Raw genomic sequence first — 24,386 nt, 5'->3', positions numbered from 1 at the left:
TAGTTGCCTCTTCCAAACTTTAAAAGTGGGGTACCAGGTTCGCTTTCTGGATGTTGCTCAGCGCGAACACTTCATCTTTCCCTTCCACAGTAACCGTGATCATCTCGCCTTCGACAGACTTGATAATACCCTGCCACTTGCGACGGTTTTGTACCGCCATGCGCAGGACCAGGCTGACTTCTTCACCGAGGTAACGCGTATAGTGTTCTGCGGTGAACATCGGGCGATCAAGGCCAGGAGAGGAGACTTCCAAGTTGTAAGCGACCGTGATTGGATCTTCGACGTCCAATACAGCGCTGACCTGGTGGCTGACATCAGCGCAATCATCAACATTGATGCCGTTATCACTATCAATATAGATGCGGAGCGTCGATTGGCGCGCACGAATGAATTCGATGCCTACAAGCTCAAAGCCCAACGCTTCTACCGGTGCCGAAAGCATCTCTGTTAACTTTTGCTCTAATGTGGACAAGCCCACCCCCAAGACATAAAAAAAGGGCTAAATAGCCCAGTGATTCTGTTGCCAAATAACAAAAAACCCCGAAAAATCGGGGCTTTATGCAACTGGACCCTGTTTGCCGCTAGGCGGCCTCGGTACAACTTTCGAGCAAGTGTCATTTTCAAATGTTGATCGAGAAAAGCGGGTTTCAATCGAAAAGTGTATTTGAAAATAAACACTTAAAGGAAAGTGGTTGCGGGGGCCGGATTTGAACCGACGACCTTCGGGTTATGAGCCCGACGAGCTACCAGGCTGCTCCACCCCGCGTCCGAAAACGTGGCAAATACTACGCCGATAATCGCAAAATTGCAAGTTATCTCTGGGATTTGGTACCGAGGATGGGACTCGAACCCACAAGCCCGTTAGGGCACTACCACCTCAAGGTAGCGTGTCTACCAATTCCACCACCTCGGTACTGATTCTTACTGCTAACGGCCGTTGTTCTTTCGAGTTCACAACCACCGTTTTCAAACTTTGTTGCGGCTTACTGTGGGATATCGCTGCTCGGCTTGGCTGGTGCCGCCGGCGCGGTCGTCTGCTCAGTTTTCACTGGCTGACCCAGGTTTTCCCACTCGCTGCCTTTCTTGCTCTGGTTGCTGCTGAGGTTGCCCAGAATCAGGCTGATGACGAAGAACAGCGTCGCCAGCACAGCAGTCATGCGGGTCATAAAGTTACCGGAACCACTCGAACCGAACAATGTGCCTGATGCACCTGCTCCGAAAGAGGCTCCCATATCAGCGCCTTTACCTTGCTGCAACATAATCAGAGCAACCAGCCCGATTGAGATCAGCAGGAAAATTACCAGAAGAGCTTCGTACATAGTAGTACCCGTATCCTTGCGGCCTTACCGCATGCCAAATGCTTCACACTCATCAAGCAGGCGTTTTTATAAACTGCCTACTGAAGCGGGTGTGAATACTAACCAAAGCCGCCAACCCGCGCAAGGGCAATTTGCAGCCGCCGGCGCGTTTGCGGAAAAAAACGCCAACAATCGCCTGTTCGGGCTCAGCGATGCCAAGCCCGGCGGCTAACTGTCTGTTTTAACCTGCGGATTTCACCGCGTCGGCGATGCGATGCGCCAGCGCGGTCACCTGCTGCTCGTCTTCGCCTTCCACCATCACGCGGATCAGCGGCTCGGTGCCCGATTTGCGCAGCAGCACCCGGCCGCGGCCGGCCAGCTCGGCCTCCACCTGCTCGGTGATTTTGCGCACCGCGTCGGACTCCAGCGGGTTGTGCTCGCCGGCGAAGCGCACGTTGACCAGGATCTGCGGCAGCAGCTTCATGCCGCTGCACAGGTCATGCAGGCTCATGTGGTTGCGCACCATGGCGGTCAGCACCTGCAGCCCGGCCACGATACCGTCGCCGGTAGTGGTTTTGTCCAGCAGGATCACATGGCCGGAGTTTTCCGCGCCGATGCGCCAGCCCAACTCCTGCAGCTTCTCCAGCACGTAGCGGTCGCCCACTTTGGCGCGAGCGAACGGAATGCCCAGCTGTTTCAGCGCCAGCTCCAACCCCATATTGCTCATCAGGGTGCCGACCGCGCCGCCGCGCAGCTGGCCCTGACGCAGGCCTTCACGGGCGATGATGTACAGGATCTGGTCGCCGTCCACCTTGTTGCCCAGGTGATCCACCATCATCACGCGGTCGCCGTCGCCGTCGAACGCCAGGCCGACGTGCGCTTTTTCCTGCAACACGCGCTCCTGCAGCTGACGCACATCGGTAGCGCCGCATTTTTCGTTGATGTTCATCCCGTCCGGCTCAACGCCGATGGCGATCACCGTAGCGCCCAGCTCGCGCAGCACGCTCGGCGCGATGTGGTAAGTCGCACCGTTGGCGCAGTCAACCACGATTTTCAGCCCCTTCAGGCTCAGCTCGCTCGGGAAGGTGCCTTTGCAGAATTCGATATAGCGGCCGGCGGCGTCGATGATACGGCTGGCTTTACCCAGCTCCGCGGACTCCACGCAGGTCAGCGGTTTTTCCATTTCGGCTTCGATCGCCTCTTCGACGTTGTCCGGCAATTTGGCGCCGTCGATCGAGAAGAACTTGATGCCGTTGTCATAGAACGGGTTGTGCGAAGCGGAGATGACAATGCCCGCTTCCGCGCGGAAGGTGCGCGTCAGGTAGGCCACCGCCGGCGTGGGCATCGGCCCGGTGAAGGAGGCGGACAATCCGGCGGCCGCCAGGCCGGCTTCCAGCGCAGACTCCAGCATATATCCGGAGATGCGCGTATCCTTACCGATGATGATCTTGCGGGAACCGTGACGCGCCAGCACTTTACCGGCCGCCCAGCCCAGCTTCAGCACGAAGTCAGGCGTGATGGGGCTGTCCCCGACCTTGCCACGGATGCCGTCGGTGCCAAAATATTTGCGCTCGCTCATGTCTCTACTGTCCCTTAGCTGAAAGTGTTGCCTCGACGACACGCATCGCCTCGACGGTTTCTTTAACGTCATGCACTCTGACAATCTGCGCACCCTGCATCGCCGCGATCACCGCGCAGGCCACGCTGCCGATAACCCGTTGATCCGGCGGCACGTTCAGCAGTTGTCCAATCATCGATTTGCGCGACATGCCGACCAACAGCGGCAAACCGAAACGATGAAATTCCGACAACCGGGCCAGAAGCTGATAGTTGTGCGCCAAATTTTTACCGAAACCGAAGCCTGGGTCGAGCAGCAATTTCTGATTTGTTATCCCCGCCTCGTTACAGCGCCGGATATGGTGCTCGAAAAACCTCTGAACGTCGGCGATCAGATCGTCGTAGTGCGGCGCCTGCTGCATGGTGCGCGGCTGCCCCTGCATGTGCATCAGGCAGACCGGCAAACCGCTTTCCGCCGCCGCCGCCAGAGCGCCCGGCTCCTGCAGCGAGCGGATGTCGTTGATCAAGTGTGCGCCGGCGTGCGCCGATTCGCGGATCACGCCCGCTTTCGAGGTATCGACCGAGATAAAGACTTCAAAGCGCTGCGCCAGCGCTTCCACCACCGGCACGACCCGCTCAAGCTCCTCTTCTTCGCTCACTTCCGCCGCCCCCGGCCTTGTCGATTCGCCGCCGATATCAATCATCGTGGCGCCGGCCGAAATCAGCGCATGCGCATGCACCAGCGCCTGATTCAGGGTGTTGTGGCGGCCGCCGTCGGAAAACGAATCCGGCGTCACGTTGAGGATGCCCATCACCTGCGGATGGGAGAGATTGAGCGTCATGTCGCGCACGGTTAACTGCATGGTTGGTCCACCTTACTGTTGCCTGGTTCACTGCCCGCCGGGCAAAAAAAACCCCGGCATGCCGGGGTTTGATGTTATTACACAGCCGCTGTTACTTGTCGAGCTGTTCGGACATGGTGTTGCCCGGCGTTGGGGTGCGCGGCTCATCTACCGGCGTCGGGGCTTTTGGGGTGCCGCCGTTGTCGGAGCTGTTGCCTTTGTTCGCATCGTCCCAGCCCGCCGGCGGACGCACGTCTTTGCGGTTCATCAGATCGTCGATCTGCGGCGCATCGATGGTTTCATACTTCATCAACGCATCCTTCATCGAGTGCAGGATGTCCATGTTTTCCATCAGCAGCGAGCGAGCACGCGTGTAGTTGCGTTCGATCAGCGACTTCACTTCCTGGTCGATGATACGCGCGGTTTCATCCGACATGTGCTTCGCCTTGGCCACGGAACGGCCCAGGAACACCTCGCCCTCTTCTTCCGCATACAACAGCGGCCCCAGCTTCTCGGAGAAGCCCCATTGGGTCACCATGTTGCGGGCGATGGAGGTCGCCACTTTGATATCGTTCGACGCACCGGTAGAGACTTTTTCCGGCCCGTAGATGATCTCTTCCGCCAGACGACCGCCGTACAGGGTGGAGATTTGGCTCTCCAGCTTCTGACGACTGGCGCTGATCGCATCCCCTTCCGGCAGGAAGAAGGTCACGCCGAGCGCCCGACCACGAGGAATGATGGTGACCTTGTGCACCGGATCGTGTTCAGGAACCAGGCGGCCAATGATGGCGTGGCCCGCTTCGTGATACGCGGTCGACTCTTTCTGCGCTTCAGTCATCACCATGGAGCGGCGTTCCGCCCCCATCATGATCTTGTCTTTGGCTTTCTCGAACTCCACCATCGACACCACGCGCTTGTTGCCGCGGGCGGCGAACAGCGCCGCTTCGTTGACCAGGTTGGCCAGATCGGCACCGGAGAAGCCCGGCGTACCGCGCGCAATGACGGAGGCGTCGATGTCGGCCGCCAACGGCACGCGGCGCATGTGCACCTTCAGGATCTGCTCGCGGCCACGCACGTCCGGCAGCCCGACCACGACCTGACGGTCGAAACGGCCTGGGCGCAGCAGCGCGGGGTCAAGCACGTCCGGACGGTTGGTCGCCGCGATGACGATGATGCCCTCGTTGCCTTCGAAACCGTCCATCTCAACCAGCATCTGGTTCAGGGTCTGCTCACGCTCATCGTGACCGCCACCCAGGCCGGCGCCACGCTGGCGACCGACGGCGTCGATTTCATCGATGAAGATGATGCACGGCGCGGCTTTCTTCGCTTGTTCGAACATGTCGCGCACGCGAGATGCACCCACGCCGACGAACATTTCGACGAAGTCGGAACCGGAAATGGTGAAGAACGGTACCTTCGCTTCGCCGGCGATCGCTTTCGCCAACAGCGTTTTACCGGTCCCCGGCGGGCCAACCATCAGCACGCCTTTCGGGATCTTGCCGCCCAGCTTCTGGAAACGGCTCGGTTCGCGCAGGTATTCCACCAGTTCGCTCACCTCTTCTTTCGCTTCGTCACACCCGGCAACATCGGCGAAAGTGGTCTTGATCTGGTCTTCCGTCAGCATGCGGGCCTTGCTCTTGCCGAAGGACATCGCGCCCTTGCCGCCGCCGCCCTGCATTTGCCGCATAAAGAAGATCCAGACCCCGATCAGCAACAGCATCGGGAACCAAGAGATAAAGATAGAAGCCAGCAGGCTCGGCTCTTCAGGCGGCTCGCCGACAACTTTCACATTCTTCGTTAACAACGTATCCAGCAACTTAGGATCGTTGACAGGGATGTAGGTCGTGTATTTGTTACTGTCTTTCTTGGTAACGTTAATTTCACGTCCGTTGATTCGCGCTTCGCGAACCTGGTCCTGGGTCAGTTCGGACATGAAGGTAGAGTAATCCACCCTACGGCCATTCGACTCGCTGGGCCCAAAGCTCTGGAATACAGACATCAACACTACCGCGATGACTAACCAGAGAATTAGGTTTTTCGCCATGTCACTCAAGGGATTAACCTCATCTTACAACTGTGTTAACAAACAGCGTTAGGGTACTACAGTTTGCGCCCTGTCGCTACAATGTACACTTCGCGCGAACGGGCGCGGGAAGCGTCTGGCTTACGAATCTTAACCTTCGTAAACAGGGAGCGAATTTCCCGTAGGTACTCGTCAAAGCCATCTCCCTGGAACACCTTCACCAGGAAACTTCCGCCTGGTGCGAGGACATCACGACACATATCCAGCGCCAACTCCACCAGATACATCGACCTTGGAATATCGACCGCCGGGGTGCCACTCATATTCGGGGCCATATCGGACATGACCACCTGAACCTTACTCTCGCCTACTCGTTCCAACAGTGCCTTCAGCACCAGTTCATCACGAAAATCGCCCTGAAGGAAATCGACGCCAACGATAGGATCCATTGGCAAAATATCACAGGCGATGATGCGCCCGGTACCGCCGATTTGGGTGACCACATACTGCGACCAGCCGCCCGGTGCGGCGCCCAGGTCAACCACGGTCATGCCCGGTTTGAACAGTTTGTCGCTCTGCTGTATTTCATCAAGTTTAAACCAGGCACGGGAACGCAGTCCCTTTTTCTGCGCCTGCTGTACATATTTATCGCTAAAGTGTTCTTGTAACCAGCGACTGGAGCTAGCCGAACGCTTTTTATTAGCCATCTCGTTTTCCAACTATCATAAAAAGAGTCTTATGTCAGGGTCGCTGCTCACGTAGACTCACACCGGTGAAGACCGATTTGGTGATATACATGAGATGGCGGTAGAATGTACCGTTTTCAATCCCAACTTAAGCAAAAAAGACAATGAATCTGAATAATAAACAAAAACAGCACCTGAAAGGCCTGGCGCATCCGTTAAAACCGGTGGTGATGCTGGGCAATAACGGTCTTACCGAAGGGGTGCTGGCTGAAATTGAACAGGCTCTGGAGCATCATGAGCTGATCAAGGTAAAAATCGCCGCTGAAGATCGCGAAACCAAGACCCTGATCGCCGACGCTATCGTGCGTGAAACGGGCGCCTGCAATGTGCAAGTTATCGGCAGTACGCTTATTCTTTACCGCCCGTCGAAAGAGCGCAAGATCAGTCTACCGCGTTAATAACCATCAGGTTAACGAAAAGGTGCCATGCGCCTGACCAAGATAAAAGGCCGCTTGCGGCCTTTTTCCTATCTTTACAAAACGTTGGCGCATTAATGACCAACGGTCCCGATCAGAGATACTCGACCTTCAGGATCTCGTATTCCACGTCGCCGCCTGGGGTTTTGATCACCACCACATCGTCTTGCTCTTTGCCGATCAGGCCGCGCGCCATCGGCGAGTTTACCGAAATCAGATTTTTCTTGAAATCGGCCTCATCGTCGCCAACGATGCGGTAAGTCACTTCTTCTTCGCTATCCAGATTCATCACCGATACGGTGGCGCCGAAGATCACCCGACCGGTGTTCGGCATCTTGGTGATGTCGATCACCTGAGCATTGGACAGCTTGGCTTCGATTTCCTGAATGCGGCCTTCACAGAAACCCTGCTGTTCGCGGGCGGCATGGTACTCGGCATTTTCTTTCAAGTCGCCGTGTTCACGCGCTTCAGCGATATCCGCAATGATTTTCGGGCGGCGCACGCTTTTAAGATATTCGAGCTCTTCGCGCAGTTTTTCAGCGCCAAACAAGGTCATCGGAATTTGGTTCATCGTATAAATACCTCTAAATCTTTCCTGTTCAAATAACCGTCATCCTGACGTATTCGTATGAAAACACGGTTGGCATACCGCCCCCCGCCTCCAGGCGACAAACAAAAGAAACCTGACTCGGAACGGAGCCCAAGCCAAGATCGGTTTTGCATTTTGATACGCATTTTAGCCTAGAGTTCCTTGAGGGTCATCGTTTACTTTTTCCCTGATTGCACCGTAGTATGACGGCACGTTATCCAGCTGTTATCCCGAGATTATGCGTTTTTCACGAATTGTCAGTGCATTGGCTTGCGCATTTGTTCTGAATGCGAATGCGGCCCCGGTTGAAGAGTACACACAATATCTGCCTGATGGGGCCAACCTTGCCCTGGTCGTTCAGAAGATCGGCGCCGGCTCGCCGACGATCGATTACCACTCTCAGCAAATGGCGCTGCCGGCCAGTACCCAAAAAGTGCTGACGGCGCTGGCGGCATTGCTGCAACTCGGGCCCGATTACCGTTTCACCACCACGCTGGAGAGCCAGGGCGATATCCGCGACGGCGTGCTGCGCGGCAACCTGATCGCTCGTTTCAGCGGCGATCCGACCTTCAAACGCCAGAGCCTGCGCAATATGGTGGCCGTCCTGAAAAAGCAGGGCGTGCGCCAAATCAGCGGCGACGTGCTGGTCGATACTTCGGTCTTCGCCAGCCATGACAAAGCGCCCGGTTGGCCATGGAACGATCTGACGCAGTGCTTCAGCGCGCCGCCGGCCGCCGCCATCGTCGATCGCAACTGTTTCTCGGTCTCGCTGTACAGCGCGCCGAACCCGGGCGACATGGCGTTTATCCGCGTCGCCTCCTATTATCCGGTTAATATGTTTAGCCAGGTGCGCACCCTGGCGCGCGGCTCGGCAGACGCGCAGTACTGCGAGCTGGACGTGGTGCCGGGCGAGCTGAACCGCTTTACCCTGACCGGCTGTCTGACGCAGCGCAGCGAGCCGTTGCCGCTGGCCTTCGCCATCCAGGACGGCGCCAGCTATGCGGGCGCGATCCTGAAAGACGAACTGACGCAGGCCGGCATCCAGATCGACGGGCATTTGAAACGCCAGACGCGTCCCGGCATTACCGGCACGGTGATCGCGCAAACCCAGTCGGCACCGCTGCACGATCTGTTGAAGATCATGCTGAAGAAGTCGGACAACATGATTGCCGATACCGTCTTCCGCACCATCGGTCATGAGCGCTTCGGCGTGCCGGGCACCTGGCGAGCGGGCTCCGATGCGGTGCGCCAGGTGCTGCGCCAAAAGGCCGGCATCGATCTGGGCAATACCATCATCGCCGACGGTTCCGGCCTGTCGCGCCACAACCTGCTGGCCCCGGCGACCATGATGCAAGCGCTGCAGTACATCGCGCAGCACGACAACGAGCTGAACTTTATCTCGATGCTGCCGCTGTCCGGCTATGACGGCACCCTGCGCTACCGCGGCGGCCTGCATGAAGCCGGCGTCGACGGCAAGGTGTCGGCCAAGACCGGCGCGCTGCAGGGCGTCTACAACCTGGCGGGCTTCATCACGACCGCCAGCGGCCAGCGCATGGCCTTCGTGCAGTATCTCTCCGGCTACGCCGTGCCGCCGGAAGATCAGAAACAGCGCCGCGCGCCGCTGGTGCGCTTCGAAAGCCGCCTGTATCGGGATATTTACCAAAACAACTGAGGGTCGTCATGAAGCTGCTGGTCGTTGAAGATGATGAACTGCTGCAACAGGGGCTGGCGTTGGCGCTGACCGGCGAGGGTTACGTCTGCGACTGCGCCGCCACGGCGGCGGAGGCCAACAGCCTGCTCATCACCAGCCAATACAGCATGGTGATCCTGGATCTCGGCCTGCCGGACATGGACGGCGCGGCGCTGCTGCGGCAGTGGCGCCGCCAGCAGATCGATCTGCCGGTGCTGATCCTGACCGCCCGCGACGCCCTGGAAGATCGCGTCGACGGGCTGGACGCCGGCGCCGACGACTACCTGGTCAAACCCTTCGCGCTGGTTGAGCTGCAGGCGCGCGTGCGCGCCCTCCTGCGGCGCTACCAGGGCCACAGCGACAATCTAATGCAGGTGGATGACCTGCAGTTGAACCTCTCCAGCCAGCAGGTCTACCTGCAGCAACAGCCGGTGGAAGTCACGCCAAAAGAGTTCGCCATTCTGTCGCGCCTGATCATGCGCGCCGGGCAGACGGTCAACCGTGAACTCCTGCAGCAAGATCTCTACACCTGGCAAGACGATCTGGGCTCCAACACGCTGGAAGTACACATCCACAACCTGCGCCGCAAACTGGGCAAGGATCGCATCCGCACCGTGCGCGGCATCGGCTACCGCCTGGAACCTTCCTCATGATCAGCATGCGCCGCCGCCTGCTGCTGATGTTGGCGCTGATCCTGTTGGTCACGCAGCTCATCAGCGCCTTCTGGCTGTGGCACGAAAGCCAGGAACAGATCAGCTTCCTGGTGGACGAAACCCTGTCCGCCAAAGTGCGCAGCGAGCGCGTCGATACCGAGATCGCCGAAGCCATCGCCTCGCTGTTGGCGCCTTCGCTGATCATGATGATCGTGACCCTGCTGGCGTCTTTCTGGGCCATCAGCTGGATCACCCGCCCGCTCAACCAATTGCAGCAGCGGCTGGAAAAGCGCTCTGCCGATAACCTGACGCCGCTGCCGATCACCAGCGACAGCCAGGAAATGGTGGCGGTCACCAATGCGCTCAATCAGCTGTTCTCGCGGCTGGACAACACCATTCAGCAGGAACGTCTGTTCACCGCCGACGCCGCCCACGAGCTGCGCACGCCGCTGGCCGGCATCCGCCTGCATCTGGAACTGATGGAAAAACAGGGCGTCAAGGGCAGCCAGGCGCTGATCGCCCGCATCGATCAGCTGATGCACACCGTCGAGCAGTTGCTGATGCTGTCGCGCGCCGGGCAAGACTTTGCCAGCGGCCATTACCAGCATTTCGATTGGGTAGCCGATGTGATCCAGCCGCTGCGTGAAGAGCTCGACGAAATGACCGCCCAACGCGGGCAAACGCTGGCCTGGCAATTGCCGGCCGCCGCCGCGGTGAACGGCGATCCGGTGCTGCTGCGGCTGCTGCTGCGCAACCTGGTCGAAAACGCCCACCGATACGGCCCGGAAGGCGGCGCGATACAGGTGCAGTTAACGCCGCAGGACCGCGGTTATCTGCTGCAGGTCATCGACGATGGCCCGGGGATCAAGGAAGAGATGGTCGGGGAGCTGACGCAGGCGTTTCGCCGCATGGATCAACGCTATGGCGGCAGCGGACTGGGCTTAAATATCGTGATCCGCATCGTGCAGCTGCACCAGGGGCGCTTGACGCTGGAAAACCGCCGCGATGCGCGCGGCCTGAATGCCCAGTGTTGGCTGCCGGAAAAGGCGCTCAAATAATAAGGGCCCAGCGTTGCTGAGCCCTTTATCACCGAATTACTTCTGGTAAATGATTTCGACGCCTTCGTCGTCGTCTTCGTCCCAGTCGTCATCCCAGTCGTCATCCGCTTCCGATTCCATCTCCGCCAGCTGTTCGCGGTGGTAGTCATCCCACATGAATTCGACTTTTTCCGGCGCGCTTTCTTCGATCGCCATCGCTTTCGGCTGGGTGTTGATGAAGTTCATCACGTCCCAGCACAGCGCGTTGACGCCTTCGCGGTTGGCGGCGGAGATCATGTAGTACTTTCCTTCCCAGCCCATGCCTTCCACAATCGCCTTGGCACGTTCGGCAGCTTCTTCCTCACCAATCACATCAATTTTGTTGAATACCAGCCAGCGTGGCTTCTGCGCCAGATTTTCGCTGTATTGGTTCAACTCGTTGATGATGACTTTGGCGTTTTCCACCGGATCGGATTCGTCGATCGGCGCAATGTCCACCAGGTGCAGCAGCACGCGGCAACGCTCCAGGTGTTTCAGGAAGCGAATACCGAGGCCCGCGCCTTCGGAGGCGCCCTCGATCAGCCCCGGAATGTCGGCGACCACAAAGCTCTGCTCGTGGTCCATGCGCACTACGCCCAGGCTTGGCACCAGCGTGGTAAACGGATAATCGGCCACCTTCGGCTTGGCGGCGGACACCGCGCGGATGAAGGTCGATTTGCCGGCGTTCGGCAGCCCCAGCATGCCCACATCGGCCAGCAGCAACAGCTCCAGCAACAGATCGCGCGCTTCGCCGGCGGTGCCCAGCGTCTTCTGACGCGGCGCACGGTTGACCGATGATTTGAAACGGGTGTTGCCCAGACCGTGCCAGCCGCCCTTGGCGACCATCAGTTTCTGCTCGTGACGGGTCATGTCGCCGAGGATCTCGCCGGTGCCCTGATCCTTCACGCGCGTGCCGACCGGCACCTTGATGATGACGTCTTTACCGCGTTTACCGGTACAGTCGCGGCTCTGGCCATTCTGACCGCGCTCGGCGCGGAAAGACTTCTCAAAGCGGTAGTCGATCAGAGTATTGAGGTTCTCGTCCGCCAGCAGGTAGACGTCGCCGCCGTCGCCGCCGTCGCCGCCGTCAGGCCCGCCGTTAGGGATATATTTTTCGCGGCGGAAGCTGACGCATCCGTTGCCGCCATCGCCTGCAACGACCAGAATCGCTGCTTCATCTACAAACTTCATTTACCGTCTCCGTAAATCATTCACCGGGCTGCTTCAAAGGAGCAACCTGGGGGGGTTCTGCCCGTCGCGGCCACCACCGGTGACCAATTGCGGAAAACATAGCGCCCGCCACAACCACAAACGCGCCAACATAGCCGACGAGGTTCAACGTCGGCGCGGCGAACGCCTGAGGCCAGGCCAGCGCCAATAAATCTGAAAACAGCAGGGTAAACAGCGGGGTCAGCGTCACTAACGCACTCACCTGCGCCGCCTGCCAGCGCGCCATCGCTTCCGCCAGCGCGCCATAGCCGATCAACGTGTTGGCGCCGCAAAACAGCAGACACGCCAATTGCCAGCCACTAAGCTGGAAAATCACCTCGGGTTTGGCCAGAGGGAACAACGCTATCGCACATAAAGTGTACAACATAACCAGGATCTGCGGCGAAGCCAGCCGTCGCAGCAATACCTTCTGCGCCACGCCGTAGCTCACCCAGACCATCGCCGCACACACGCCCAGCATGACGCCCAGCGTGTAGTCCGTCAGCCGGGTAAAGATCTCTATCAGACTGACGTTGAAAAACAACATCAGTCCACAAATCAGCATCAAGGCGCCAATGACCTGGGTGATGCGCATGCGCTCTTTTAAAATCAGCACGCTGGCGAACATCATGCCCACCGGCGACAGCTGGCCAATCACCTGCGACGCCGTCGGGCTCAGGTATTGCAGCGATGAGCTGAAGAACACAAAGTTGCCCAACAGCCCCGCCGTGGCGATCGCCAACAGCAGCAGCCAACGCGGTTGACGGAACATCTTCAGCGGCGGCAGCTTGCCGCGTACCGCGAGGATCACGCCCAAACCGATGGCGGCCATGGTAAAGCGATACCAAACGACGGTAAACGGCTCCATCACCGCCAACACTTCTTTCATTGCGATCGGCAACGCGCCCCAGCAAACCGCCGTGGTTAACGCCAGGGAAATACCCACGCCGACCTGCTGCTTCGTATCCATATTACCTTCGCCAACGCTGACGGGGCTGCCCGCAGGCAACCCATAAATGTAAAAAGCCCCGCAACGAATTGCGGGGCTTACATCTATTTCGTAAGGCTCGAAAAATTATTCAGCTTCGATGCTGATGAATTTACGATTGCTCGGGCCTTTAACTTCGAATTTGACTTTACCGTCTTTCAAAGCAAACAGAGTGTGGTCTTTGCCGCAACCCACGTTGGTACCAGCGTGGAATTTGGTGCCGCGCTGACGAACGATGATGCTGCCTGCCAGTACTGCTTCGCCGCCAAAGCGTTTTACGCCCAGACGTTTAGCTTCTGAATCGCGACCGTTACGAGTCGAGCCGCCAGCCTTTTTGTGTGCCATTAATCCGCTCTCCTAACTTAAGCGCTGATGCCGGTGATTTTAACGTCAGTGAACCACTGACGGTGGCCCTGCTGCTTACGGTGGTGTTTACGACGACGAAACTTAACAATCTTAATTTTCTCGCCACGACCGTGAGCAACGACTTCAGCTTTGATCTTGCCGCCATCGACGAAAGGAACGCCGATTTTGATATCTTCGCCATTAGCGATCATCAGAATCTGGTCAAACTCAACCGCTTCACCAGTTGCGATGTCCAGCTTTTCCAAGCGAACGGTCTGACCTTCGCTTACTCGGTGTTGTTTACCACCACTTTGGAAAACCGCGTACATATAAAACTCCGCTTTCCGCGTGCCCGACTGTGTTAGTTCAGAGCGCGCTATAAATATTCACAATAGGGCGCGAATTCTACGCAAAAAAGCGGCGCATGACAAGAGCAGAATAAGACCAGATGTACAAAAAAGAAGAAAAAAAACACAGTTTCTCTCGTGGCGTTTATCTGAACCGTTTTTCAAGTACAATCATAGGGACAGTTACCGCCATGTACCGATGTGAGCAGCGATCTCAACGCGGTGAAGAGAAACACAGCTGAAAAAAACACAATGAACCTAGAGCAAATTACCGAGTTAACCGCGCAAGATATGGCGGCCGTGAACGCAACAATTCTCGAACAGCTGAATTCCGATGTCACGCTCATCAATCAGCTTGGCTATTACATTATCAGCGGTGGCGGTAAACGCATCCGGCCGATGATCGCCGTTCTGGCGGCGCGAGCGTTGGGCTATGAAGGCAACAAGCACGTCACCGTCGCCGCCCTGATCGAATTCATCCATACCGCCACGCTGCTGCATGACGACGTCGTCGACGAATCGGACATGCGCCGCGGCAAAGCCACCGCCAACGCCGCGTTCGGCAACGCCGCCAGCGTGCTGGTCGGCGACTTTATCTATACCCGCGCCTTCCAGATGATGACCAGCCTGGAATCGCTGCGCGTGCTGGCGCTGATGTCGGAGGCGGTCAACGTCATCGCCGAAGGCGAAGTGCTGCAGTTGATGAACGTGCACGATCCTGACATCAGCGAAGAAAGCTACATGCGGGTGATCTACAGCAAAACCGCCCGTCTGTTTGAGGCGGCGGCGCAATCGTCGGCGATCCTGTCCGGCGCCAACGCCGAGCAAGAGAAGGCGCTGCAAGATTATGGCCGCTACCTCGGCACCGCTTTCCAGCTGATCGACGATCTGCTCGACTACAGCGCCGACGGCAGCACCCTGGGCAAAAACACCGGTGACGATCTGAATGAAGGGAAACCGACCCTGCCGCTGCTGCACGCGATGCACAACGGCGACGACGCACAGCGTGAGATGATCCGCGGCGCGATTGAGCAAGGCAACGGTCGTCACCTGCTGGAGCCGGTATTGCAGGCGATGCAACAATGCGGTTCGCTGGAATACACTCGCCAACGCGCCGAGGAAGAGGCCGACAAGGCGATCGCCGCGCTGCAGATCTTGCCGGCCTCGGAGCACCGCACGGCGCTGGAAGGCCTGGCGCATCTGGCAGTGCAACGCGACTTTTAAGAAACAAAAGTTTCTTAACGTTCTTATCAGGCCCGCTGAGGCGGGCCTGTCTAGGTATTGTTCTCTTCGTCAATGCGCGCCAGCAGGCCGCCTATCCCTTCCCGCATCAGGAAAGCCACCATTTTATCGCGCTCGCTCTCCGTCAAATGGTAGTAATACTCGATCCATACCGCTAACGGATCCTGGCGTTCTACGTCATACGCCGCCCCATCTTCTTTCAGCATCAGCAGGTTGCGCGCGCCAGGCGGCAGGCTGTCGATATGATACTCCAACGCTTTTCCCTGCACGCCTTTACGCCTGCGGCTTATCCAGCCTTCGCGCCGGGCCATCAGATTGATTCCCTGTGGTGAGGAAGGTAATCCTGCGATGCCTGTCAGTTCCTTGGCGGCAAACCACTCGTTTTTCATAGCCATCATCTCTGGGCAATAGTGGGCAAAGTCATTTTTGGAAATTACTTGGGTATTTTTTAGGAAATTTAATGGTATTCTTGTTTCCGAATAAGCGTTTCACGTTGTTCAAACGCCTAACCCTGATCCGTTAGTTATACCACTAACGCAACTTTGGCTAATCAGAAAAGGAATGTAAACATGAATTCAAGGAACCCAGATTGGCATCCGGCAGATATCATCGCGGCGTTACGCAAACAGGGCACCACGCTGGCGGCGGTGTCGCGCAAGGCCGGATTAAGCTCATCAACGCTGGCCAACGCGCTGTCGCGTCCCTGGCCGAAGGGGGAATGGCTGATCGCCGAAGCAATCGGCATCCACCCATCGGAGATCTGGCCAAGCCGCTATTATGATCCGCATAGCGATTGCCTGCTGGATCGAAAAGCCCGCATCAAATCGTGAACGCGGGGCAAAAAAAACCGCCGGAACAGCGTCCGGCGGCGTTTATCGGCTGACTATCGGCGACGATCAGTTATTGATGAACTTCTCGCCCAGTTCGATATCTTTGTGCAGCACGTCCAGCATCTCATTCAGCGCTTTCTGTTCGAAGGCGCTCAGCGTGCCGATATCCTTGCGCTCTTCAACGCCGTTTTTACCCAGCACCAACGGCTGTGCGAAGAAGCGGGCGTATTTGCCGTCGCCTTCAACGTAAGCGCATTCCACAACGCCTTTCTCGCCCTGCAGTGCGCGCACCAGAGACAGACCGAAACGCGCGGCCGCCTGGCCCATGGACAGCGTAGCAGACCCGCCACCGGCTTTGGCTTCCACCACTTCGGTGCCGGCGTTCTGAATGCGTTTGGTCAGATCCGCCACTTCCTGATCGGTGAAGCTCACGCCAGGGATCTGCGACAGCAGAGGCAGGATAGTCACGCCAGAGTGGCCGCCGATCACCAGCACGTTCAGCTCTTCCGGCTGCTTGCCTTTCAGCTCGGCCACGAAGGTGTTGGAACGGATGATATCCAGCGAAGTCACGCCGAACAGTTTGTTCTTGTCGTAAACGCCGGCTTTTTTCAGCACTTCCGCCGCGATGGCGACCGTGGTGTTAACCGGGTTGGTGATGATGCCGATGCAGGCTTTCGGGCAGGTTTTCGCCACTTGCTCAATCAGGTTGCGCACGATGCCGGCGTTAACGTTGAACAGGTCAGAGCGATCCATGCCTGGCTTACGAGCCACGCCGGCGGAAATCAGCACCACGTCCGCACCCTGCAGAGCCGGGGTCGCGTCTTCGCCGCTGAAGCCTTTGATTTTAACTGCGGTTGGGATGTGGCTTAAGTCGACGGCAACGCCTGGGGTAACGGGGGCAATGTCGTAGAGAGAGAGTTCAGAACCTGAAGGAAGCTGGGTTTTGAGTAGAAGGGCGAGGGCCTGGCCGATACCGCCAGCAGCACCGAGAACTGCAACTTTCATCCTATACTCCTTTATTGTCTTAAATATATAAAGCGCCGTGAATGTGTTGGTGACGGACCTTAAATTATTACACCTTTAAAAACAATAAATTAGCTAATTGTTGCCTGCAGGTGCAATAAAATGACCGCTGTCGCGCCCATTTTAGATTAAATCGCTTACGCATGAAGGGCATAGCGCACACTAATCAAAAATAGTGCGAGGTTATTCACGAGCAAGTTAACCGGCCGTTACATTACACCCTTACGCAACATCAGAACAACATCATTTTAATAACATTTTATTTACCAGCGCAGGCCGATTTTCCGACGTCAAAAGGGCATATTCATCACGGCCGGATTTTGTTAAAATGCCGCCCTTTCCTCGCCGCCCGGTCATGTTTATTTTCTTTGGGTCGGCCCTTGTTGCATAAAAATTCATCTATATGCATAATCATGACTTCCATTATCAACATTCCACGGTGCAAAATGCGTAATCCCGCAAAACAGGAAGATCTGATCAAGACGTTCAAAGCGTTATTGAAAGAAGAAAAATTCAGTTCTCAAGGCGAGATCGTTTTGGCGCTGCAAGAAGAAGGCTTCGAAAACATTAACCAATCCAAAGTATCGCGCATGCTGACCAAGTTCGGTGCGGTACGTACGCGCAATGCCAAAATGGAAATGGTGTATTGCCTTCCTGCCGAACTCGGCGTGCCGACCACCACCAGCCCGCTGAAGAACCTGGTGCTGGACGTCGACCATAACGACGCCGTCGTGGTGATCCACACCAGTCCGGGCGCCGCACAGCTGATCGCCCGCCTGCTTGACTCCTTGGGCAAATCCCAAGGCATCCTCGGCACTATCGCCGGCGACGACACGATTTTCGTCACCCCGTCCAGCGGCTTTACCGCTCAGAAGCTGCATGAAGCGATCCTGGGCGTGTTCGAGCAAGAGCTGTGAAACCTGGCGCTAACAAAGTGCGGCTACCGCCCGCATTTTGTTAGCGCTTCTTTAACCCTCGCGTTACCTTTCCGGCCTTCAACCGCGTTTAACACTGCTTTTTTATCCCGCAACAACACATTTCCATGACATATCCATGTAACCAGCAGTACCCACTGTGATCTTCCGCACTTTTGGTCAAAAGCACTTACCTTATTGAAATTACATAAATTTAACATCAAAAGATCGTTTTATGAGCGTTTTTTATTCCTTGTAGTTATAAAAAATAAGGTTCATCGGTTTAAAGTTTCACTAGCAACTGTTAGCGAACTATTAATTTTTCGAGTTACTAGCTGTATACTCATTTCCGTGAACTAAGTCACAGTTCGTTGGAACTGATAAAAGAATACGATGAGGTGAGATGATGAAAATTAAAGCTACCGTTGCAACCCTGAGCGTTCTGTCCATGCTTTCCTTCGGCGCATTCGCAGCACAATCTGTTGATGCAACCCAGGCCGCAAAACTGCAGCCCGCCGGCGTGATCACTGTGAGCGGCGTCGCCGCGGCACCTTCCGACATTCGTCAGGCGCTGTCCGATAAAGCCGACGCCAAAGGGGCGACCGCTTACCGCGTGATCGAAGCGCGCAACGACGGCAACTTCCACGCGACCGCTGAAATCTACAAATAAGTACCGGCATTACCCGGCAACGGGCAATACATCTCTGGAATCAAACGCTGTCATAACGGCCTTCAAGAATAAAAATCGCTGCCAAGCCCTTCCAGGCTGTTATGACCAAGGATCGCTATCATGAACATGAAAACTACTCTCGCTGCACTCGGTTTGCTGTCCGTCATCTCCTTCGGCGCGTCTGCCGCCCAGTTGGTGACTAACTATCAGACCGCCAATCTGCAATCTATCGGCACCATTACCGTCAGCGGCATCGACGGCGCACCGACCGACATACGCCAGGCGCTGTCGGAGAAAGCCGACGCGAAAGGCGCGACCGCCTACCGCGTGATCGAAGCGCGTAACGAAGGCAACTATCACGCCACCGCCGAGATTTACAAATAACAACTCTGGGAACGGTTTTGCAGAGCTGATTACCCTCGTCACTGCCACTGCCGAGTTCTGACGCAAACGCCGATTTCCCAGAGACCCTCTCGTCGTCCTATCCGACGAACCCCGTTGCCCTCGCTCGCGAGGGCTTTTTTATGGGCGTAAAAAAGGCCGCGAATGCGGCCCTTAGGTTGGCTTATGCGGCTGAACGATCAGTAGGTCACCTTCGGTTCCTGCTTTTTCGCCAACGCGTTCAACAGGCGATCGTGAATGCCGCCGAAACCGCCGTTGCTCATCACCAGAATGTGGTCGCCCGGCTGTGCGGTTTTCACCACCATCTCCACCAGCGTGTCGAGATCCGCGCTCCAGTGCGCCGGCTGCACGCAGGCATCCGCCACTTCCGCAACCTGCCACGGAATGTGATGCGGCTGGAACAGGAACACTTCATCGGCGCGGCCGAGCGAAGGCGCCAGATCGTTTTTGCTGATGCCCATTTTCATGGTGTTGGATCGCGGCTCCAGCACCGCCAGAATGCGCGCCGTGCCGCCTACCTTGCCGCGCAGCGCGGCCAGGGTGGCCAGGATCGCCGTCGGGTGGTGTGCGAAGTCGTCGTAAACAGTGACGCCGTTGGCTTCGCCGCGCAGCTCCAGGCGGCGGCGGGCATTGATGAAATCGCCCAATGCGCGGCAGGCGTCCGCCGGCTGCACGCCGACGTGACGGGTCGCCGCGATGGCCATCAGGCCGTTATGCATGTTGTGCTCGCCCACCAGCGCCCAGTTCACTTCGCCAACCTGCTCGCCGTCGAGGAACACCGCGTAATGGCTGGCGTCCGGCGTCAGCTTCTGCGCGCGCCAGGTGCCCTCTTCGCCCACCAGCTCCTGCTCGCTCCAGCAGCCCATCGCCATCACCTGCTTCAGGTGGCTGTCGTTGTCCGGCAGGATGATCTTGCCTTTGCCCGGCACCAGACGCACCAGGTGGTGGAATTGTTTCTGAATGGCTTTCAGATCGTCGAAGATATCGGCGTGGTCGAACTCCAGGTTGTTCATGATCAGCGTGCGCGGGCTGTAGTGCACGAACTTGGAGCGCTTGTCGAAGAACGCGCAGTCATACTCGTCGGCCTCGATCACGAAGAACGGGCTGCCGCCGAGGCGAGCCGAGACGTCGAAGTTGCCCGGCACGCCGCCGATGACGAAGCCGGGCTGGTAGCCGCAGGCCTCGAGGATCCAGGTCGCCATGCCGGCGGTGGTGGTTTTACCGTGGGTGCCGGCGACCGCCAATACCCAGCGATCGCGCAACACGGCGTCGTGCAGCCACTGCGGACCGGAAACGTAAGGGATGCCACGCTCCAGCACCGCCTCCACGCACGGGTTGCCGCGCGTCATGGCGTTGCCGATGATCACCAGATCCGGTGCCGGATCCAGCTGGGCTGGATCATAACCCTGAATAAGATCGATCCCCTGGTTCTCCAGCAGCGTGCTCATCGGCGGATAGACGTTGGCGTCCGAACCGGTGACGTCATGCCCCAGTGAGCGCGCCAGCATCGCCAGCCCGCCCATAAAGGTGCCACAGATCCCAAGAATGTGAATGCGCATAGGTTTCTCATGTGAGTGCATCGAATGTCGGCATATTCTAACGCTCAGAATCGTCCAGAAGAAATGGATTTGCCTATGAATGGCGCGCATCTTTGGGCTACACTGCTCGCGAAAACGTTGGCGGTTTGTTAACAGGCCGCTATCCATCCGTAGATTCAGGGATTGTGTCATGAAAACGTTAGGCGAATTTATCGTCGAGAAACAGCACGACTTCTCGCACGCCACCGGCGAGCTGACCGCGTTACTTTCTGCCATTAAACTGGGCGCCAAAATCATCCACCGCGACATCAACAAGGCCGGCCTGGTTGATATTCTGGGGACCAGCGGGGTGTCCAACGTACAGGGCGAAGTTCAGATGAAACTGGACCTGTACGCGAACGAAAAACTGAAAGCGGCGTTGAAAGCGCGCGGTGAAGTTGCGGGTATCGCTTCCGAAGAAGAAGATGAAATCGTGATATTCGACGGCGAGCGTGCTGAAAATGCCAAGTATGTCGTATTGATGGATCCGTTGGACGGTTCGTCCAACATCGATGTCAACGTCTCGGTCGGTACGATTTTCTCTATCTATCGTCGCATCACGCCGGTCGGCACGCCGGTGACCGAAGAAGACTTCCTGCAGCCGGGCAGCGCCCAGGTCGCAGCGGGTTACGTGGTTTACGGGTCGTCCACCATGCTGGTGTACACCACCGGTTACGGCGTCCACGCCTTCACGTACGATCCGTCTCTGGGCGTGTTCTGTCTCTCTCACGAGAAAGTGCGCTTCCCGGCGAGCGGCAACATGTATTCCATCAACGAAGGCAACTACATCAAGTTCCCTCTCGGCGTGAAGAAATACATCAAGTACTGCCAGGAGCAGGACGAAGCGACGCAGCGCCCTTATACCTCGCGCTACATCGGTTCTCTGGTGGCGGACTTCCACCGCAACCTGCTGAAAGGCGGCATCTACATCTACCCAAGCACCGCCAGCCACCCACAAGGCAAGCTGCGCCTGCTGTACGAATGCAACCCGATGGCGTTCCTGGCCGAACAGGCCGGCGGCAAGGCCAGCGACGGCAAAAACCGCATTCTGGACATCACGCCGGTGAAACTGCACCAGCGCGCGCCATTCTTCGTCGGCACCAAGTCGATGGTGGAAGACGCAGAACGCTTCATCGCCGAAAACCCGGACGAGTAACGCGTTCTTTGCCAGGGTTCGGCGCCTTGCCGAACCCTTATTGCCTTACAGCTTGAAGGCCGCCATGCTCTGCGCCAGCAGCTGAGCCTGATCTTCCAGCGAGCGCGTCGCCGCCGCAGACTCCTCCACCAGCGCCGCATTCTGTTGCGCCACCTGATCCATCTGCGCCACCGCCAGGTTCACCTGTTCGATACCGCTGCTTTGTTCGCGCGTCGCCGCCGAGATCTCACGCATCAACGCCGTCACCCGGCCCACTTCACCGGTGATGCCGCTCATGGTCTGCGCCGCCGACTCCACCATCTGTTCGCCTTCCTGCACCCGGTTTTGCGACGCTTCGATCAGCCCTTTGATCTCTTTCGCCGACTGGGCGCTGCGCTGCGCCAGGTTGCGCACTTCACCGGCCACCACCGCGAAACCGCGGCCCTGTTCACCGGCGCGCGCCGCTTCCACCGCCGCGTTCAGCGCCAGAATATTAGTCTGGAAGGCGATACCGTCCATCACGCTGATGATATCGGCGATGCGGCGTGAACTGTCGGTGATCGCCTGCATCTTGCTCATCACCTGGCTGACCACCTCGCTGCCCTGGTTGGCGATATCGGACACGCTCAGCGCCAGCTGGTTGGCCTGTTCACAGTTCTCGGCGTTCATTTTCACCGTCGAGGTCAGTTGCTCCATGCTGGCGGCGGTCTCTTCCAGCGAGGCGGCCGATTCTTCGGTGCGCTGCGCCAAATGCAGGTTGCCGGCCGCCAGTTCGCGTGAACCGGTGTCGATCTGGCTGCTGGCGTCGCGCACTTTGCTGACCGAACTGGCCAACGCCTGCTGCATGCGCTGCATCGCGCGTATCAGGCGCCCCATTTCGGTATCGCCCTCGCCGCGGATCTCGTGGGTCAGATCGCCGCCGGCGATGTGTTCCAGCTGCGCGATGGACTCGTCCAGCGGGCGCAGAATGATCACTCGCAGCGCGAACCAGGCCAGCACCGCCAGCAGCACACTCAGCATGCCCGCCACCACGATCAGCGAGATCTTGGTGCTGGCGTTGCTTTCCGCGTCATGCACCTGTTGGGCGCCGAGCTTCATGGCGAAGCTGCGGAAATCGGTGAGATCCTTTTCAAACGCGATGCTCAATGCGGAGATGCGCGTCTCCTGGATATGGTAATACTCATCGATCTTGCCGGCCTTGATGGCGGCGGCCATCGGCTTCACGCCCTGTTCCAGATAGGCGCGATAGCTGTTTTGCAGGCGGCTGGAGAGTTCGCGGCCGCGATCGGTCACGGTGCCGACGCCGACAAAGCGCGCCATTTCCTGGTTCGACTGCTCGAGGTAGCCGTAGATGCGGCCCACGGTGGCATCGGCGACATCAGTCTGGCCGATCTCCCGTTGGCGCACCGCCAGCGAGGCGGCGGTTCGGGCGCGCAGCGTCAGGTTGGAGCTGTTGGCCAGCGAGCCCAGCTCTTCGCCGAGGATCTGATTTAAGGTATGGATCGAGCGCGATCCTTCGTTAATCGCGTTGACGCCAATAACGCTGACCATGATCAGCAGCATGGTCATCAGGCTCAGCAGGGCGATCAGCCCAGCCTTCACCGTAATCTTTTTTAGCATGAGTTCTTCCCGGCTTCAGAATAGTGAGATCAGACGTAGTAGGGGTGGCAAAACGCGGAGCCAGCTTTGCTGGCTCATTATTGTTTGTTGAAGTTATCGGCAGGCGGAGGCAAAACTTCATGCCGCGGCGGGATTAATCTGGAAATTCTCCGCGCGCAGAGACACAGGGTTTTCGACGATGAAAAGGGCAGGAAATCGCAAAAGAGTCCGCTATAATAGCCGCCACTCCATTTCTGGTTTGATGATTAAAGGAAACCGACATGAGCTTGAATCTGGTCCCAGCTGGCAAAGACCTGCCGGAAGACATCTACGTAGTAATCGAAATCCCGGCCAACGCCGATCCAATCAAATACGAAATCGACAAAGAAACCGGCGCACTGTTCGTTGACCGTTTCATGTCCACCGCGATGTTCTACCCGTGCAACTACGGCTACATCAACCACACCCTGTCTCTGGACGGTGACCCGGTTGACGTGCTGGTTCCAACCCCATACCCGCTGCAGCCGGGCTCCGTGATCCGCTGCCGTCCGGTTGGCGTGCTGAAAATGACCGACGAAGCCGGTGAAGACGCCAAGCTGGTTGCGGTGCCGCACAGCAAGCTGACCAAAGAGTACGATCACGTGAAAGACGTGAACGACCTGCCGGAACTGCTGAAAGCCCAGATCGCTCACTTCTTCGAGCACTACAAAGATCTGGAAAAAGGCAAATGGGTGAAAGTGGAAGGCTGGGCAGACGCTGCCGCAGCTAAAGCGGAAATCATCGCCTCCTTCGAACGCGCTGCCAAGAAGTAATTCCAGCCGCCGTCCGATGAAAAAACACCGCTCATTGAGCGGTGTTTTTTTTCTTACTGTTCTTCGAGACGCTTCAGCCAGTCACCGCTGGTAATTCGCGGGTAACCGTCCACGCTGTGTTTGTACAGGTAGATCCACGCACTCCCATAAGGCGTCTGAATCAGCTCGCGCTTATAGTCCTTGGTGTTGCTTTTCAGTTCGTCCAGCTCTGCCAGAATCGATGAGTTAATACGATACACCTCGCAATGTATCGTGCCCTCTCCAGGGATCGCCGCCGGGTAATGGCCCAGATTATAAATCTGATAGCCTTCGAGCTCGTGCTCGCCGAGCCATTGGGCGTTGGTCATCCAATGGCTGTTTCCCTGTTTGCGCCGTAAACTGCCGTAGACAATTATTCGCATCG

General features: G+C 57.5%; 27 protein-coding genes and 2 tRNA genes. 11 read left to right on the top strand and 18 right to left on the bottom strand.

What is annotated here, in order from left to right; all coding sequences use genetic code 11:
* Positions 1–19 precede the first annotated feature (19 nt).
* The 8 genes from rimP to rlmE all read right to left on the bottom strand — a co-directional run bounded on the left by rimP (position 20) and on the right by rlmE (position 6,427).
* Complete coding sequence (gene rimP / locus IMX17_RS14855) at positions 20–472, bottom strand: ribosome maturation factor RimP (protein ID WP_033644179.1); 453 nt, start codon at positions 470–472, stop codon at positions 20–22.
* Between the two features lie 217 nt (positions 473–689).
* Positions 690–766 (bottom strand) — tRNA-Met (locus tag IMX17_RS14850).
* 60 nt (positions 767–826) lie between these two features.
* A tRNA-Leu gene (locus tag IMX17_RS14845) sits at positions 827–913 on the bottom strand.
* A gap of 70 nt (positions 914–983) precedes the next feature.
* Positions 984–1,319 (bottom strand): preprotein translocase subunit SecG, encoded by a 336-nt coding sequence (secG, locus tag IMX17_RS14840; protein ID WP_004933519.1) that lies wholly within the window; start codon positions 1,317–1,319, stop codon positions 984–986.
* Positions 1,320–1,539: 220 nt separating this feature from the next.
* Positions 1,540–2,877: a phosphoglucosamine mutase gene (gene glmM, locus IMX17_RS14835; RefSeq protein WP_182265163.1), complete on the bottom strand. Its 1,338-nt coding sequence runs from the start codon at positions 2,875–2,877 to the stop codon at positions 1,540–1,542.
* Between the two features lie 4 nt (positions 2,878–2,881).
* Positions 2,882–3,718: a dihydropteroate synthase gene (gene folP / locus IMX17_RS14830; RefSeq protein WP_033631628.1), complete on the bottom strand. Its 837-nt coding sequence runs from the start codon at positions 3,716–3,718 to the stop codon at positions 2,882–2,884.
* Positions 3,719–3,809: 91 nt separating this feature from the next.
* A complete protein-coding gene (ftsH, locus tag IMX17_RS14825; RefSeq protein ID WP_004933529.1) occupies positions 3,810–5,741 on the bottom strand; it encodes an ATP-dependent zinc metalloprotease FtsH in 1,932 nt (643 codons plus the stop codon).
* Positions 5,742–5,797: 56 nt separating this feature from the next.
* A complete protein-coding gene (rlmE, locus tag IMX17_RS14820; RefSeq protein ID WP_004933533.1) occupies positions 5,798–6,427 on the bottom strand; it encodes a 23S rRNA (uridine(2552)-2'-O)-methyltransferase RlmE in 630 nt (209 codons plus the stop codon).
* Between the two features lie 143 nt (positions 6,428–6,570).
* Here rlmE and yhbY point away from each other — a divergent pair, with 143 nt between their 5' ends.
* Positions 6,571–6,864 (top strand): ribosome assembly RNA-binding protein YhbY, encoded by a 294-nt coding sequence (yhbY, locus tag IMX17_RS14815; RefSeq protein WP_004933536.1) that lies wholly within the window; start codon positions 6,571–6,573, stop codon positions 6,862–6,864.
* A 112-nt stretch (positions 6,865–6,976) separates the two neighbouring features.
* Here the strand turns inward: yhbY and greA are convergent, their stop codons facing one another.
* On the bottom strand, positions 6,977–7,453 hold the full coding sequence (greA, locus tag IMX17_RS14810; RefSeq protein WP_004933539.1) for a transcription elongation factor GreA: 477 nt from the start codon (positions 7,451–7,453) through the stop codon (positions 6,977–6,979).
* 256 nt (positions 7,454–7,709) lie between these two features.
* Here greA and dacB point away from each other — a divergent pair, with 256 nt between their 5' ends.
* The 3 genes from dacB to pmrB are packed head-to-tail and all read left to right on the top strand — an operon-like array spanning position 7,710 to position 10,872.
* Complete coding sequence (gene dacB, locus IMX17_RS14805; protein ID WP_025159591.1) at positions 7,710–9,143, top strand: serine-type D-Ala-D-Ala carboxypeptidase; 1,434 nt, start codon at positions 7,710–7,712, stop codon at positions 9,141–9,143.
* Positions 9,144–9,151: 8 nt separating this feature from the next.
* Positions 9,152–9,814, top strand: a complete 663-nt coding sequence (pmrA, locus tag IMX17_RS14800; RefSeq protein WP_033641655.1) for a two-component system response regulator PmrA — start codon at positions 9,152–9,154, stop codon at positions 9,812–9,814.
* Positions 9,811–10,872: a two-component system sensor histidine kinase PmrB gene (pmrB, locus tag IMX17_RS14795; RefSeq protein ID WP_046897981.1), complete on the top strand. Its 1,062-nt coding sequence runs from the start codon at positions 9,811–9,813 to the stop codon at positions 10,870–10,872. Before pmrA ends, pmrB begins: the two co-directional genes overlap by 4 nt.
* 36 nt (positions 10,873–10,908) lie before the next feature.
* Here the strand turns inward: pmrB and cgtA are convergent, their stop codons facing one another.
* From cgtA to rplU, 4 genes are all read right to left on the bottom strand, one after another.
* Complete coding sequence (cgtA, locus tag IMX17_RS14790) at positions 10,909–12,081, bottom strand: Obg family GTPase CgtA (protein WP_033641651.1); 1,173 nt, start codon at positions 12,079–12,081, stop codon at positions 10,909–10,911.
* Positions 12,082–12,097: 16 nt separating this feature from the next.
* A complete protein-coding gene (locus tag IMX17_RS14785) occupies positions 12,098–13,069 on the bottom strand; it encodes a DMT family transporter (protein ID WP_033651479.1) in 972 nt (323 codons plus the stop codon).
* Between the two features lie 105 nt (positions 13,070–13,174).
* The gene (gene rpmA, locus IMX17_RS14780; protein WP_004933559.1) at positions 13,175–13,432 is read right to left on the bottom strand and encodes a 50S ribosomal protein L27; all 258 of its coding nucleotides are present in this window, start codon (positions 13,430–13,432) and stop codon (positions 13,175–13,177) included.
* Positions 13,433–13,449: 17 nt separating this feature from the next.
* On the bottom strand, positions 13,450–13,761 hold the full coding sequence (gene rplU / locus IMX17_RS14775) for a 50S ribosomal protein L21 (protein ID WP_004933561.1): 312 nt from the start codon (positions 13,759–13,761) through the stop codon (positions 13,450–13,452).
* 270 nt (positions 13,762–14,031) lie between these two features.
* Between rplU and ispB the strand changes: the two genes are divergently transcribed.
* Positions 14,032–15,003, top strand: coding sequence for an octaprenyl diphosphate synthase (ispB, locus tag IMX17_RS14770; protein ID WP_046897980.1), 972 nt, complete (start codon positions 14,032–14,034; stop codon positions 15,001–15,003).
* Between the two features lie 50 nt (positions 15,004–15,053).
* On the opposite strand, the gene IMX17_RS14765 is transcribed toward ispB, so the two are convergent.
* Positions 15,054–15,410, bottom strand: coding sequence for a DNA-binding protein (locus IMX17_RS14765; protein ID WP_046897979.1), 357 nt, complete (start codon positions 15,408–15,410; stop codon positions 15,054–15,056).
* Between the two features lie 180 nt (positions 15,411–15,590).
* On the opposite strand from IMX17_RS14765, the gene IMX17_RS14760 reads away from it, so the two are divergent.
* Positions 15,591–15,851 carry a helix-turn-helix transcriptional regulator gene (locus tag IMX17_RS14760; RefSeq protein ID WP_004933567.1) on the top strand — a complete coding sequence of 87 codons (261 nt, stop codon included), beginning with the start codon at positions 15,591–15,593 and terminating at the stop codon, positions 15,849–15,851.
* A gap of 66 nt (positions 15,852–15,917) precedes the next feature.
* Here the strand turns inward: IMX17_RS14760 and mdh are convergent, their stop codons facing one another.
* Positions 15,918–16,856 carry a malate dehydrogenase gene (gene mdh / locus IMX17_RS14755; protein ID WP_046897978.1) on the bottom strand — a complete coding sequence of 313 codons (939 nt, stop codon included), beginning with the start codon at positions 16,854–16,856 and terminating at the stop codon, positions 15,918–15,920.
* Positions 16,857–17,320: 464 nt separating this feature from the next.
* Between mdh and argR the strand changes: the two genes are divergently transcribed.
* The 3 genes from argR to yhcN (IMX17_RS14740) all read left to right on the top strand — a co-directional run bounded on the left by argR (position 17,321) and on the right by yhcN (IMX17_RS14740) (position 18,842).
* Positions 17,321–17,791, top strand: a complete 471-nt coding sequence (gene argR / locus IMX17_RS14750; RefSeq protein WP_016929335.1) for a transcriptional regulator ArgR — start codon at positions 17,321–17,323, stop codon at positions 17,789–17,791.
* 403 nt (positions 17,792–18,194) lie between these two features.
* Positions 18,195–18,458, top strand: coding sequence for a peroxide/acid stress response protein YhcN (gene yhcN / locus IMX17_RS14745; RefSeq protein ID WP_004933574.1), 264 nt, complete (start codon positions 18,195–18,197; stop codon positions 18,456–18,458).
* A 120-nt stretch (positions 18,459–18,578) separates the two neighbouring features.
* Entirely contained in the window at positions 18,579–18,842 is a 264-nt protein-coding gene (gene yhcN, locus IMX17_RS14740) for a peroxide/acid stress response protein YhcN (RefSeq protein WP_193549895.1), read from the top strand.
* 197 nt (positions 18,843–19,039) lie between these two features.
* Here yhcN (IMX17_RS14740) and mpl read toward each other — a convergent pair whose 3' ends face one another.
* Entirely contained in the window at positions 19,040–20,419 is a 1,380-nt protein-coding gene (gene mpl / locus IMX17_RS14735) for a UDP-N-acetylmuramate:L-alanyl-gamma-D-glutamyl-meso-diaminopimelate ligase (protein ID WP_046897977.1), read from the bottom strand.
* A 169-nt stretch (positions 20,420–20,588) separates the two neighbouring features.
* Between mpl and fbp the strand changes: the two genes are divergently transcribed.
* Positions 20,589–21,593, top strand: coding sequence for a class 1 fructose-bisphosphatase (gene fbp, locus IMX17_RS14730; protein ID WP_004933587.1), 1,005 nt, complete (start codon positions 20,589–20,591; stop codon positions 21,591–21,593).
* Between the two features lie 45 nt (positions 21,594–21,638).
* On the opposite strand, the gene IMX17_RS14725 is transcribed toward fbp, so the two are convergent.
* Positions 21,639–23,192, bottom strand: a complete 1,554-nt coding sequence (locus tag IMX17_RS14725) for a methyl-accepting chemotaxis protein (protein ID WP_046897976.1) — start codon at positions 23,190–23,192, stop codon at positions 21,639–21,641.
* A gap of 260 nt (positions 23,193–23,452) precedes the next feature.
* On the opposite strand from IMX17_RS14725, the gene ppa reads away from it, so the two are divergent.
* The gene (gene ppa / locus IMX17_RS14720; protein WP_004933594.1) at positions 23,453–23,983 is read left to right on the top strand and encodes an inorganic diphosphatase; all 531 of its coding nucleotides are present in this window, start codon (positions 23,453–23,455) and stop codon (positions 23,981–23,983) included.
* A gap of 53 nt (positions 23,984–24,036) precedes the next feature.
* Here ppa and IMX17_RS14715 read toward each other — a convergent pair whose 3' ends face one another.
* Positions 24,037–24,384, bottom strand: a complete 348-nt coding sequence (locus tag IMX17_RS14715) for a gamma-glutamylcyclotransferase (RefSeq protein WP_025159589.1) — start codon at positions 24,382–24,384, stop codon at positions 24,037–24,039.
* Positions 24,385–24,386 lie beyond the last annotated feature (2 nt).

It is taken from the genome of Serratia sp. X3 (genome assembly GCF_014982455.1).
GTDB classification, from domain to species: Bacteria; Pseudomonadota; Gammaproteobacteria; order Enterobacterales; family Enterobacteriaceae; genus Serratia; species Serratia ureilytica.
This window is presented reverse-complemented; position numbering and strand designations above follow the sequence as displayed.

Excerpts from the sequence above, each read along its gene's own strand:
- secG (WP_004933519.1), bottom strand. The coding sequence starts at position 1,319 with ATGTACGAAGCTCTTCTGGTAATTTTCCTGCTGATCTCAATCGGGCTG.
- glmM (WP_182265163.1), bottom strand. The coding sequence starts at position 2,877 with ATGAGCGAGCGCAAATATTTTGGCACCGACGGCATCCGTGGCAAGGTC.
- folP (WP_033631628.1), bottom strand. The coding sequence starts at position 3,718 with ATGCAGTTAACCGTGCGCGACATGACGCTCAATCTCTCCCATCCGCAG.
- ftsH (WP_004933529.1), bottom strand. The coding sequence starts at position 5,741 with ATGGCGAAAAACCTAATTCTCTGGTTAGTCATCGCGGTAGTGTTGATG.
- rlmE (WP_004933533.1), bottom strand. The coding sequence starts at position 6,427 with ATGGCTAATAAAAAGCGTTCGGCTAGCTCCAGTCGCTGGTTACAAGAA.
- yhbY (WP_004933536.1), top strand. The coding sequence starts at position 6,571 with ATGAATCTGAATAATAAACAAAAACAGCACCTGAAAGGCCTGGCGCAT.
- greA (WP_004933539.1), bottom strand. The coding sequence starts at position 7,453 with ATGAACCAAATTCCGATGACCTTGTTTGGCGCTGAAAAACTGCGCGAA.
- dacB (WP_025159591.1), top strand. The coding sequence starts at position 7,710 with ATGCGTTTTTCACGAATTGTCAGTGCATTGGCTTGCGCATTTGTTCTG.
- pmrA (WP_033641655.1), top strand. The coding sequence starts at position 9,152 with ATGAAGCTGCTGGTCGTTGAAGATGATGAACTGCTGCAACAGGGGCTG.
- pmrB (WP_046897981.1), top strand. The coding sequence starts at position 9,811 with ATGATCAGCATGCGCCGCCGCCTGCTGCTGATGTTGGCGCTGATCCTG.
- cgtA (WP_033641651.1), bottom strand. The coding sequence starts at position 12,081 with ATGAAGTTTGTAGATGAAGCAGCGATTCTGGTCGTTGCAGGCGATGGC.
- IMX17_RS14785 (WP_033651479.1), bottom strand. The coding sequence starts at position 13,069 with ATGGATACGAAGCAGCAGGTCGGCGTGGGTATTTCCCTGGCGTTAACC.
- rpmA (WP_004933559.1), bottom strand. The coding sequence starts at position 13,432 with ATGGCACACAAAAAGGCTGGCGGCTCGACTCGTAACGGTCGCGATTCA.
- rplU (WP_004933561.1), bottom strand. The coding sequence starts at position 13,761 with ATGTACGCGGTTTTCCAAAGTGGTGGTAAACAACACCGAGTAAGCGAA.
- ispB (WP_046897980.1), top strand. The coding sequence starts at position 14,032 with ATGAACCTAGAGCAAATTACCGAGTTAACCGCGCAAGATATGGCGGCC.
- IMX17_RS14765 (WP_046897979.1), bottom strand. The coding sequence starts at position 15,410 with ATGAAAAACGAGTGGTTTGCCGCCAAGGAACTGACAGGCATCGCAGGA.
- IMX17_RS14760 (WP_004933567.1), top strand. The coding sequence starts at position 15,591 with ATGAATTCAAGGAACCCAGATTGGCATCCGGCAGATATCATCGCGGCG.
- mdh (WP_046897978.1), bottom strand. The coding sequence starts at position 16,856 with ATGAAAGTTGCAGTTCTCGGTGCTGCTGGCGGTATCGGCCAGGCCCTC.
- argR (WP_016929335.1), top strand. The coding sequence starts at position 17,321 with ATGCGTAATCCCGCAAAACAGGAAGATCTGATCAAGACGTTCAAAGCG.
- yhcN (WP_004933574.1), top strand. The coding sequence starts at position 18,195 with ATGAAAATTAAAGCTACCGTTGCAACCCTGAGCGTTCTGTCCATGCTT.
- yhcN (WP_193549895.1), top strand. The coding sequence starts at position 18,579 with ATGAACATGAAAACTACTCTCGCTGCACTCGGTTTGCTGTCCGTCATC.
- mpl (WP_046897977.1), bottom strand. The coding sequence starts at position 20,419 with ATGCGCATTCACATTCTTGGGATCTGTGGCACCTTTATGGGCGGGCTG.
- fbp (WP_004933587.1), top strand. The coding sequence starts at position 20,589 with ATGAAAACGTTAGGCGAATTTATCGTCGAGAAACAGCACGACTTCTCG.
- IMX17_RS14725 (WP_046897976.1), bottom strand. The coding sequence starts at position 23,192 with ATGCTAAAAAAGATTACGGTGAAGGCTGGGCTGATCGCCCTGCTGAGC.
- ppa (WP_004933594.1), top strand. The coding sequence starts at position 23,453 with ATGAGCTTGAATCTGGTCCCAGCTGGCAAAGACCTGCCGGAAGACATC.
- IMX17_RS14715 (WP_025159589.1), bottom strand. The coding sequence starts at position 24,384 with ATGCGAATAATTGTCTACGGCAGTTTACGGCGCAAACAGGGAAACAGC.